Raw genomic sequence first — 9,576 nt, forward strand, 5'->3', positions numbered from 1 at the left:
CTGCGGTTGGCGCTCGCCGGACGATGGCCGTGCCTCGACGGCGGGTTGCCGCACCTGCGACTGTCTCACCCGGCGCTGCTGCGCCTGCGGCGGCCGGGCTTGTCTGTTATCACGCTGGCGTATGGCGGCGCGTTCCTGAGTTTGCCGCAACTGCTGGATCCACGGTGCCGAAAGGTCGGGGCTGACAAGCACCGGAGGCGGTTCGACGTAGCGGTTTTGCGCCTGCACGGCAGACGCCGCGAGCAGGAAAGCGGTGGCCACGGCTATACGGACAAGAACCTTCATGCGAGCACCCTACGTTCTTCGAGCTGCCTGTCGCGGTGGCGCGGAGATTCCCTCGGGACGCGTCGCATTCCCCAGCGGTATCGCGCGCCCCGTTGTCAGGATGGTGCACGGGTCTGCCAAGCAAATGGTGAATCCGGCTTCGTAAAATGCGATAGGAGAGCAAAACCGCTCGGCATGGTTACCGCCCGATTGAACAAGACGGTAAACGGCGATTTAAACTTATGGTTGTATAATCAGCAGGGGGCATGAGCATGGACGAGGCCAATTCAGGCCTGATCGAGGGCACGGACGGGAAGAAGCGCTGCTTCTGGCACGCCAACCTGCCGGACTACCTCGCCTATCACGACGAGGAGTGGGGCCGGCCCGTCGCCGACGATCGGCGGCTGTTCGAGAAGCTGTGCCTGGAAGGTTTCCAGTCCGGCCTCTCCTGGCTCACCATCCTGCGCAAACGCGAGAATTTCCGCGAGGCCTTCGCGGGTTTCGACTTCGAACGGGTGGCGCGTTTCACCGAAGACGACGTGGAGCGACTGCTGGGTAACAAGGGCATCATCCGCCATGGTGGCAAGATCCGCTCCACCATCAACAATGCCCGCCGGGCAATCGCGCTTTGCGAAGAGGAAGGCTCGCTCGCCCGCTATTTCTGGCGCCAAGAGCCTGGTCCCGCGGAACGGCCCGAGAGGCTCGATTACCGGACCCTGATCGCCAATTCCAAGACGGACGTTTCAACACGCATTTCCAAGGACCTGAAGAAGCGCGGCTGGACCTTCGTCGGCCCGACCACCGTCTATGCCTTCATGCAGGCGATGGGGCTGGTGAACGACCATATCGAGGGCTGCGCCATGCGCGAGGAAGTGGAGCAAACCCGGCGCGCCTTCGTCAGGCCGGTTTGACAATCGCCCCGAAAGGCAACCGCGTGCTCTCGCTTGACTCTGGAGGATGCGGCGACTATCTCCCCGCTGTTAGCACTCTCTGCGAGGGAGTGCTAATCGCGCTCCTGCCCTCTTCGGGCGGAGACAAGTCCATTTCATTATCCGAATCAAGGGTTCAGGACATGGCCAAGACGAATTTTCGCCCGCTTCATGACCGTGTGGTCGTTCGACGGGTCGAATCCGAGGAGAAAACGGCTGGCGGGATCATCATTCCCGACACCGCAAAGGAAAAGCCTCAGGAAGGTGAGATCATCGCCGTCGGTTCCGGTGCGCGCGACGAGGGCGGCAAGGTCGTTCCGCTCGATGTGAAGGAAGGCGATCGCGTTCTCTTCGGCAAGTGGTCGGGCACCGAAGTCAAGCTCGACGGCGAGGATCTCCTCATCATGAAGGAATCCGACATCATGGGCGTGATCGGCTGAGCCTTTCGCCCGTTCGCTATCGGTTCAACGGACAAACGGCCTCACGCCCGAGGCCAGGAGACAAGAGAACATGGCTGCAAAAGACGTAAAATTCTCCCGTGACGCACGCGAGCGCATGCTCAGGGGCGTCGATATTCTCGCCAATGCGGTGAGGGTCACGCTCGGCCCGAAGGGCCGCAACGTCGTGCTCGACAAGTCGTTCGGGGCGCCGCGCATCACCAAGGATGGCGTGACCGTCGCCAAGGAGATCGAGCTCGAGGACAAGTTCGAGAACATGGGCGCGCAGATGGTGCGCGAGGTGGCCTCGAAGACCAACGACACGGCCGGCGACGGCACCACGACGGCGACGGTTCTCGCCCAGTCCATCGTCCAGGAAGGCGCCAAGGCGGTTGCCGCCGGCATGAACCCGATGGACCTGAAGCGCGGCATTGATCTCGCCGTCGACCAGGTGGTCGAGTATCTGGCCAAGGCTTCCACGAAGATCAACACCTCCGCCGAGGTTGCCCAGGTCGGCACGATTTCCGCCAATGGCGAGAAGGAAGTCGGCGAGATGATCTCGCAGGCCATGCAGAAGGTCGGCAATGACGGCGTGATCACCGTCGAGGAGGCCAAGACCGCCGAGACCGAGCTCGAGGTGGTCGAGGGCATGCAGTTCGACCGTGGCTATCTTTCCCCCTACTTCGTCACCAATGCCGAGAAGATGGTGGCCGAGCTGGAGGATGCCTACATCCTGCTGCACGAGAAGAAGCTGTCCAACCTGCAGGCGCTGCTGCCTGTTCTGGAAAGCGTCGTCCAGTCCTCCAAGCCGCTGCTCATCATTGCCGAGGACGTCGAGGGCGAGGCGCTGGCGACGCTGGTGGTCAACAAGCTGCGCGGCGGCCTGAAGATCGCTGCCGTCAAGGCGCCGGGCTTCGGCGACCGCCGCAAGGCCATGCTCGAGGACATCGCCATCCTGACGGGCGGCCAGGTGATCTCCGAGGATCTCGGCATCAAGCTGGAGAACGTCACGCTCGACATGCTGGGCCGCGCCAAGAAGGTCTCGATCACCAAGGAAGAGACGACCATCGTCGACGGTGCGGGCCGCAAGGATGAGATCGAGGCACGCGTCGGGCAGATCAAGGCGCAGATCGAGGAGACCACCTCCGACTACGACCGCGAGAAGCTGCAGGAGCGGCTCGCCAAGCTCGCCGGTGGCGTGGCGGTGATCCGCGTCGGCGGTGCAACCGAGGTCGAGGTGAAGGAGAAGAAGGATCGCGTCGATGACGCCCTCAACGCGACCCGCGCGGCCGTCGAGGAAGGCATCGTGCCGGGCGGCGGCGTCGTGCTTCTGCGCGCCTCGACGGCGATCACGGTCAAGGGCGAGAACGCCGACCAGGACGCCGGCATCAACATCGTCCGCCGCGCGGTTCAGGCGCCGGCGCGCCAGATCGTCACCAATGCGGGCGACGAGGCGTCGATCGTCGTGGGCAAGATCCTCGAGAACAGTGACGTCAGGTACGGCTACAACGCCCAGACCGGCGAGTACGGCGACATGATCGCCTTCGGCATCGTCGACCCGATGAAGGTCGTGCGCACGGCGCTCCAGGACGCCGCGTCCGTGGCCGGCCTGCTGGTCACCACCGAGGCCATGATCGCCGAGCTGCCGAAGAAGGAAGCGCCGGCCCCGGCAATGCCGGACGGTGGAATGGGCGGCATGGGTGGCATGGGCTTCTAAGCTCACGCACCACGCAATTCCTGCGGAAAGGGCGGCCGGCAGGCCGCCCTTTTCTTTTTCCGCTCTTCCGCCGTAGTCCGGCGGATCGGCGAACAGGCCCCGTTTGATCCATCGTCTCCCGACATGCCGGTAGACGGCCATTGCCGGGTCATTATCCAGGGAGACGCATTTGCAAATGACGGCCCGATGGCGCATATGGCCGGCAGTGAATGATGAACTGGGAGCGCACGATGAAGACCCGCGTCGAGACCGACACCTTTGGCCCCATTGACGTGCCCGCCGACCGCTACTGGGGTGCGCAGACGCAGCGTTCGCTGACCAACTTCCGCATCGGCACGGAAAAAATGCCGGTTCCCCTCGTGCATGCGCTCGGCATCGTCAAGAAGGCTGCCGCCGAGGTGAACATGAAGCTCGGCAAGCTCGAACCGAAGTTGGGCGAGGCCATCGTGGCGGCGGCCGGCGAAGTGGTGGAGGGCAAGCTGGACGGGCATTTCCCGCTCGCGGTATGGCAGACCGGCTCCGGCACCCAGTCGAACATGAACACCAACGAGGTGATCGCCAACCGGGCGATCGAGATGCTGGGCGGCGAGAAGGGCTCGAAGAAGCCTGTTCATCCCAACGACCATGTGAACATGAGCCAGTCGTCCAACGACACCTTTCCCACTGCGATGCATATCGCCGTCGGCCGCGAGGCGGCGGCCGAGCTCCTGCCGGCGCTCGACCACTTCACGAAAGCACTGGAAGAGAAGGAGAAGGCCTTCGCCGAGATCGTGAAGATCGGCCGCACCCATACCCAGGACGCCACGCCGCTCACCCTCGGTCAGGAATTTTCCGGCTATGTCGCCGCACTCAAGCTCGGCGCCCGGCGCATTGCCGAGGCACTCGAAGACGTGCACGCGCTGGCCCAGGGCGGCACCGCCGTCGGCACCGGCCTCAACGCACCGGTCGGCTTCGACGCGGCCTTCGCCGAGAAGGTGGCGGAGATCGCCGGGCTGCCCTTCCGTACCGCGGAAAACAAGTTCGAGGCGCTGGCGAGCCACGGTGCGCTCAACGCCTTCCACGGCGCGCTCAATGCGCTTGCCGCCGATCTCTTCAAGATCGCCAACGACATCCGCTTCCTGGGCTCCGGCCCGCGCTCGGGGCTCGGCGAACTGAAACTGCCGGAGAACGAGCCCGGCTCCTCCATCATGCCCGGCAAGGTCAATCCCACCCAGGCGGAAGCGCTGACGATGGTGGCGACCCAGGTCATGGGCAACCAGACCACCGTCACGGTCGCCGCAAGCCAAGGCCATTTCGAGCTCAACGTCTTCAAGCCCGTCATCGCCAACGCCGTCCTGCAATCGATCCGCATCCTTTCGGACGGGATGCGCTCCTTCACGGACAATTGCGTCAAGGGCATCGAGGCGGACGAGGAGCGGATCGCCGATCTGATGCAGCGCTCCTTGATGCTTGTGACGGCGCTCGCGCCGGCGATCGGCTACGACAATGCCGCCAAGATCGCCAAGACCGCGCACCGGAACGGCACCACCCTGCGCGAGGAAGCGCTGAAGAGCGGCCTTGTCTCGGAGGCGGACTACGACCGGCTGGTGCGCCCGGAGAAAATGATCTCACCGGCTTGATCCGGGGGCCTGTTGTTGCTGCGGCTTCGCCGGTTCAGGCTCGCGACATACTCGACGACAAAGACCGCGGCCATTGCTGTCTACAGGCCTAGCCTACCATGCCCGCGGGCGTACGTTCGCGGGCGAGCTTCCTGAACTTGCGCACGACCATGTCGCGCTTCAGCTTCGACAGATAGTCGATGAACAGCACGCCGTTAAGATGATCGATCTCGTGCTGAAGGCAGGTGGCGAGGATGCCGTCGGCCTTGAGCGTCTGCTTCTTGCCGTCGAGATCGATGTAGTCGACCGTGACCTCGGCCGGGCGTTCCACTTCCGCATAGTAATCGGGAATGGAAAGGCAGCCCTCCTCGTGCACGTTGCGGACGTCCGAGCGCTCGACGATCTCCGGATTGATGAAGACCTGCGGATTGCGCGGCTCGTCTTTCTCCGCCACGTCAAGCACCAGCAGGCGCCGCGGTTCGCCCACCTGAATGGCGGCCAGGCCGATGCCCGGCGCATCATACATGGTTTCCAGCATGTCGTCGGCGAATTTGCGCAGGTCATCGTCCACGCGCTCGACGGGTTTGGAAACCTCGCGCAGCTTCGGGTCGGGAAGAAGGATGAGTGGCCGGGTCGTCATGCTCGTCAGGTAATCGCTGCCGGTGAAGGCGTCAATATAGGACACTTCGTGTTTCACCGGAATATGTTCACGTTTTGGTCTTATTGCGGGCGTGCGAATCGTCTACAGTGCCGGACATGAACGAAACGGCTTCGCTTTTCTCCACGCCCGTCGCGCAACTCGGAACAGCGGAAATATCGCTGGGCGGCGTGCTCGTCACCGTCGTCGCGGCTTTCGTGCTTCTGTCCGCCGGCACCGTCGTCGCACTCTGGCGCACCGGCCGCATGCGCGCGCAGGCCGCCGAGGAGGCGGCGGCGCGGGCGCGCGAGGCGGAGACGCGCATGGCGGAACTGACGAAGGCGCAGGCGGAACTGCAGGGCCGCATGGGCACCATCGCCGAGGTGTTCGGGTCGCGCCAGGCGGAACTCACGAAGACGCTCTCGGAGCGGCTCGACGGCATGTCCTCGCGGCTCGGCCAGTCGATCACCGAGCAGACCAAGTCAACCCATGAAAACCTGTCCAGGCTGCAGGAGCGCCTGGCCGTCATCGACACGGCCCAGAACAACATCCAGTCGCTCGCCGGCCAGGTCGTCCAGCTCCAGCAGATCCTGTCCAACAAGCAGACCCGCGGTGCCTTCGGCCAGTCGCGCATGGAGGCGATCATCGCCGACGGCCTGCCGTCTTCCGCCTACGAGTTCCAGGCCACCCTGTCGAACGGCAACCGGCCCGACTGTGTGGTGAAGATGCCGAACGGCGCGCCTTCGCTCGTCATCGACGCCAAGTTTCCGCTGGAGGCGTGGAACGCCATTCGCAAGGCGGCGGAAGGCGAGGAGGGCAAAGAGGGGCGCAGGCAGGCCGAAGCCGCTTTCCGCCGCGACATCGAAACCCACGTCAAGGCGATCGCGGAGCGGTATCTGATCAATGGCGAAACCCAGGACACGGCTTTCATGTTCGTGCCCTCGGAGTCGATCTTCGCGGAGATCCACGAGAATTTCGAGGCGCTGGTGCAGCGGGCCCACCGTGCCCGCATCGTTATCGTCTCGCCGTCGCTGCTCATGCTTTCCATCCAGGTCATCCAGGCGGTGCTCAAGGATGCGCGCATGCGTGAGCAGGCCCATCTCATCCAGGCCGAGGTCGTGCGGCTGATGCAGGACGTCTCCCGGCTGGACGAGCGGGTGCGCAAGCTGCAGACCCATTTCTCCCAGGCCAACCGCGACATCGACATGATCCTGACATCGGCGGAAAAGGTGACGAAGCGGGGCGAAAAGATCGAGGCGCTGGAGCTTGGCGCGCCGGAGGCCGAAGCGGCCGAAAGCAAGAGCCTGCCCAAGGGCGAGGCCGTCAAGCAGGCTGCCGCCGCCACCGGTTCCAACTCGCTGAAGCTGCGCGTCGTCGACGAATAAGCTTTCACGCAAAGCATCTTTTCCGCCGATGTCGCTGGCGGTTGGGCCACACCCCACACTCCAAGACGTCGATGCCCGTAAGTCCTTCTGTTTAGGCTGGCCGGCACCTGACGGGTGATTTTCCTGACCTGACAACGAACCGGGTCCGCTCTACCGTCGGAAAACGCGAGGAATACGATCGTGCCTCAGGTACTCCACACGATAACCGGTCTCAATGTCGGCGGAGCCGAGATCATGCTGACGCGCCTCGTCGGCCGGATGGACCAGGCGGGATTTCCCTCGACCGTCCTGTCGCTGCTGCCGGCTGGCGCCATGGCCGCGAGTCTGCCGCAACGGCACGCGAACCTGCACTCCCTTTCGATGCAAAGAGCCCGGCCCAGGTCGCGGAACGTGCTCGATCTGCGCAGGCTGGTACGACAGCAGAGCCCGGACATCATTCACGGCTGGATGTACCACGGCAATATGGCCGGCTCGCTCGGGTCTCTCCTGAGCTTTACCTTCGCACCGGTGATCTGGAGCGTGCATCACACTATCGCCGATATCGCCGTCGAGGAGCCGAAGATGCATCGGCTCATCCGGTTCTCCGCCATGCTGTCGCATCTCGCGGCTGCGATCTGCTACTGCTCGAGGATTGCGGCCCGCCAGCACGAGCATCTCGGATTCAACGCCCGCAGAAGCGCGGTCATCCCGAACGGCATCGACACCGATGCTTTCTATCCGACACGCAGCCGTCGGGCCCACCTGCGCGCGACGCTGAACATTCCCCCCGAGCGGCGGATCATCGGCCATTTTGCCCGATATCACCCGATGAAGGATCAGGTGAACCTCGTCAGGGCGGTCTCCGTACTGATCGCCGATGGGCACGATGTTCAACTGGTGATCGCCGGGGAGGGCCATGAAAACGGCCCGGTCAGGGACGCGGCGAGAGATCTCGCCATCGACGACCGCGTTACCACCCTCGGTCTTCGCCACGATGTCGCGGAACTGCTACCCGGGCTGGACGTCTTCGTGCTTTCATCCGCATGGGGTGAGGCGTTCTCGCTGGCCGCCGGCGAGGCCATGGCGAGCGGCGTGCCCGCTGTGGTGACGGATGTCGGAGACAGCGGCTGGCTCGTCGGCCCAACGGGGGTCGTCGTGCCACCCCGTGAGCCGCATGCCCTTGCGGCAGGGTTGGCCAGACTGCTCGTGCTTGCCGCCGAGGACCGCCAGGCCTTGGGCGCCGCCGCCCGGGAGCGCGTCGTCAACCGCTTTTCGCTGCAAAAATACGTCGAGTCCCACGTCTCCCTTTATGAGAAGGTTCTGGAAGGCGAGGGGCGGAGACGTTGAGGGGATTACCTCCGGCGAGCTTGTCCCGCCTCTAGCCTGCCTTCCGGTCGAGCGCGGCTGCCATGTCCTCGATCAGCTTCGCCTCGTCCTCCGGCCGCTCTTTGCGCGCGGCCACCAGGCAGGCCTGGGAGCGCAGGATGATGCCGTCCTCCAGAACCTTCAAGTGGTTGGCTCTGAGCGTCGAGCCTGTGGAGGTGATGTCGACGATAACGTCGGCCGAGCCGGCCGCCGGCGCGCCCTCCGTCGCGCCGAGGCTTTCGACGATGCGGTAGACCTGAATCCCGTGTTTCTGGGAGAAGAACTGCTGTGTCAGCCGCCAGTATTTGGTGGCGATCCTGAGCCGCCTGCCGTGGCGCTGGCGGAAATCGGCTGCCACGTCGTCCAGATCGGCCATGGTGGCGACGTCGAACCACACCTCCGGGACCGCCACCACCACATCGGCATGGCCGAAGCCGAGCCTCGCGCCGATCTTAACCCGCGCCTCCCATTCGGGGATCGTCTCGCGCACGAGGTCCTCGCCGGTGACGCCGAGGTCGATGCGGCCCCGGGCCAGTTCGCGCGCGATCTCGGAGGCGGACAGGAAGGCGACCTCGAGCCCGGGAAGGCCGTCCATCGTGGCCCGGTACCGGCGGTCGTTCTCCGGCAGGCGGACCGCATAGCCGGCATCTTCGAGCCGCCGCACGGCCTCCTCCTTGAGGCGGCCTTTCGAGGGCAGGGCGAGTGTGACGCTCATGGCTTCGTCTCCCGCAAGGCTGCCACGCGGTCGAGCCAGATTGAAAACCCGACGCCGGGGATGGGCCTTTCGGCGCCGAGCAGCGTCAGGAGCCGGTCGTAGCGCCCGCCGCCCGCCAGCGGCTGGTCCAGCGCGTCTGTCCCGATCTCGAACACGAAGCCGGTATAGTAGTCGAGCGGCCGTCCGAACCCCGCATCGTAATGGATCTCGGCCGGCGGCAGCCCATGCCGGGCGATGCGCTCTGCGCGCTCCCGGAAGCCGGCCAGCGCCTCGTCGAGGAAGATACCCGCCCCTTCGGCGAAATCAGCCAGGCGCGCCTCGGCCTCTTCGAGTGGTACGTGGATGGCCAGAAAGGCCTTGAGTGCATCGAGCGCGGTGTCGGAGAGGCGCACGCTGGCAAGCTCGGCTTTCTCCATCAGCCGCCGCGCGATCTCCAAAGGCAGCCGTCCCGCCGAAGGCGACAGGCCGGCCTCTTCCATCGCCTTTTCGATATGTCCGGCCAGCGCGTCCGCATCGCCGCGCGTCACCAGCCCGGCCACCTCGCGCGGCA

The 9,576-nt window shown here is 64.7% G+C and carries 9 protein-coding genes and 1 pseudogene; 6 read left to right on the plus strand and 4 right to left on the minus strand.

Going from position 1 to position 9,576, the window contains the following annotated elements; translation table 11 throughout:
• Positions 1-285: pseudogene (locus tag ACFP9U_RS20940) on the minus strand (hypothetical protein); the annotation flags it as partial.
• Between the two features lie 251 nt (positions 286-536).
• On the opposite strand from ACFP9U_RS20940, the gene ACFP9U_RS20945 reads away from it, so the two are divergent.
• The 4 genes from ACFP9U_RS20945 (at position 537) to fumC (ending at position 4,966) form a co-directional block, all read left to right on the plus strand.
• A complete protein-coding gene (locus ACFP9U_RS20945) occupies positions 537-1,175 on the plus strand; it encodes a DNA-3-methyladenine glycosylase I (RefSeq protein WP_378624447.1) in 639 nt (212 codons plus the stop codon).
• A 161-nt stretch (positions 1,176-1,336) separates the two neighbouring features.
• Positions 1,337-1,633, plus strand: a complete 297-nt coding sequence (gene groES / locus ACFP9U_RS20950; RefSeq protein WP_274427024.1) for a co-chaperone GroES — start codon at positions 1,337-1,339, stop codon at positions 1,631-1,633.
• Positions 1,634-1,703: 70 nt separating this feature from the next.
• Positions 1,704-3,347, plus strand: a complete 1,644-nt coding sequence (groL, locus tag ACFP9U_RS20955) for a chaperonin GroEL (RefSeq protein ID WP_378624433.1) — start codon at positions 1,704-1,706, stop codon at positions 3,345-3,347.
• Between the two features lie 230 nt (positions 3,348-3,577).
• Entirely contained in the window at positions 3,578-4,966 is a 1,389-nt protein-coding gene (fumC, locus tag ACFP9U_RS20960) for a class II fumarate hydratase (RefSeq protein ID WP_378624436.1), read from the plus strand.
• Positions 4,967-5,054: 88 nt separating this feature from the next.
• On the opposite strand, the gene def is transcribed toward fumC, so the two are convergent.
• Positions 5,055-5,585, minus strand: coding sequence for a peptide deformylase (gene def / locus ACFP9U_RS20965; protein WP_378624450.1), 531 nt, complete (start codon positions 5,583-5,585; stop codon positions 5,055-5,057).
• A 116-nt stretch (positions 5,586-5,701) separates the two neighbouring features.
• Here def and ACFP9U_RS20970 point away from each other — a divergent pair, with 116 nt between their 5' ends.
• Together ACFP9U_RS20970 and ACFP9U_RS20975 are read left to right on the plus strand one after the other, a co-directional pair.
• A complete protein-coding gene (locus ACFP9U_RS20970; protein ID WP_378624438.1) occupies positions 5,702-6,967 on the plus strand; it encodes a DNA recombination protein RmuC in 1,266 nt (421 codons plus the stop codon).
• Between the two features lie 180 nt (positions 6,968-7,147).
• Positions 7,148-8,293 carry a glycosyltransferase gene (locus tag ACFP9U_RS20975; protein ID WP_378624441.1) on the plus strand — a complete coding sequence of 382 codons (1,146 nt, stop codon included), beginning with the start codon at positions 7,148-7,150 and terminating at the stop codon, positions 8,291-8,293.
• 31 nt (positions 8,294-8,324) lie between these two features.
• Here ACFP9U_RS20975 and hisG read toward each other — a convergent pair whose 3' ends face one another.
• Together hisG and ACFP9U_RS20985 are read right to left on the minus strand one after the other, a co-directional pair.
• On the minus strand, positions 8,325-9,026 hold the full coding sequence (gene hisG, locus ACFP9U_RS20980) for an ATP phosphoribosyltransferase (protein ID WP_378624443.1): 702 nt from the start codon (positions 9,024-9,026) through the stop codon (positions 8,325-8,327).
• A partial coding sequence (locus tag ACFP9U_RS20985) for an ATP phosphoribosyltransferase regulatory subunit (RefSeq protein WP_378624445.1) occupies positions 9,023-9,576 on the minus strand: 554 nt, incomplete at its 5' end. The genes hisG and ACFP9U_RS20985, both read right to left, overlap by 4 nt.

The sequence above is a fragment of the Nitratireductor sp. GCM10026969 genome, from assembly GCF_042660605.1.
Lineage (GTDB): Bacteria > Pseudomonadota > Alphaproteobacteria > Rhizobiales > Rhizobiaceae > Chelativorans.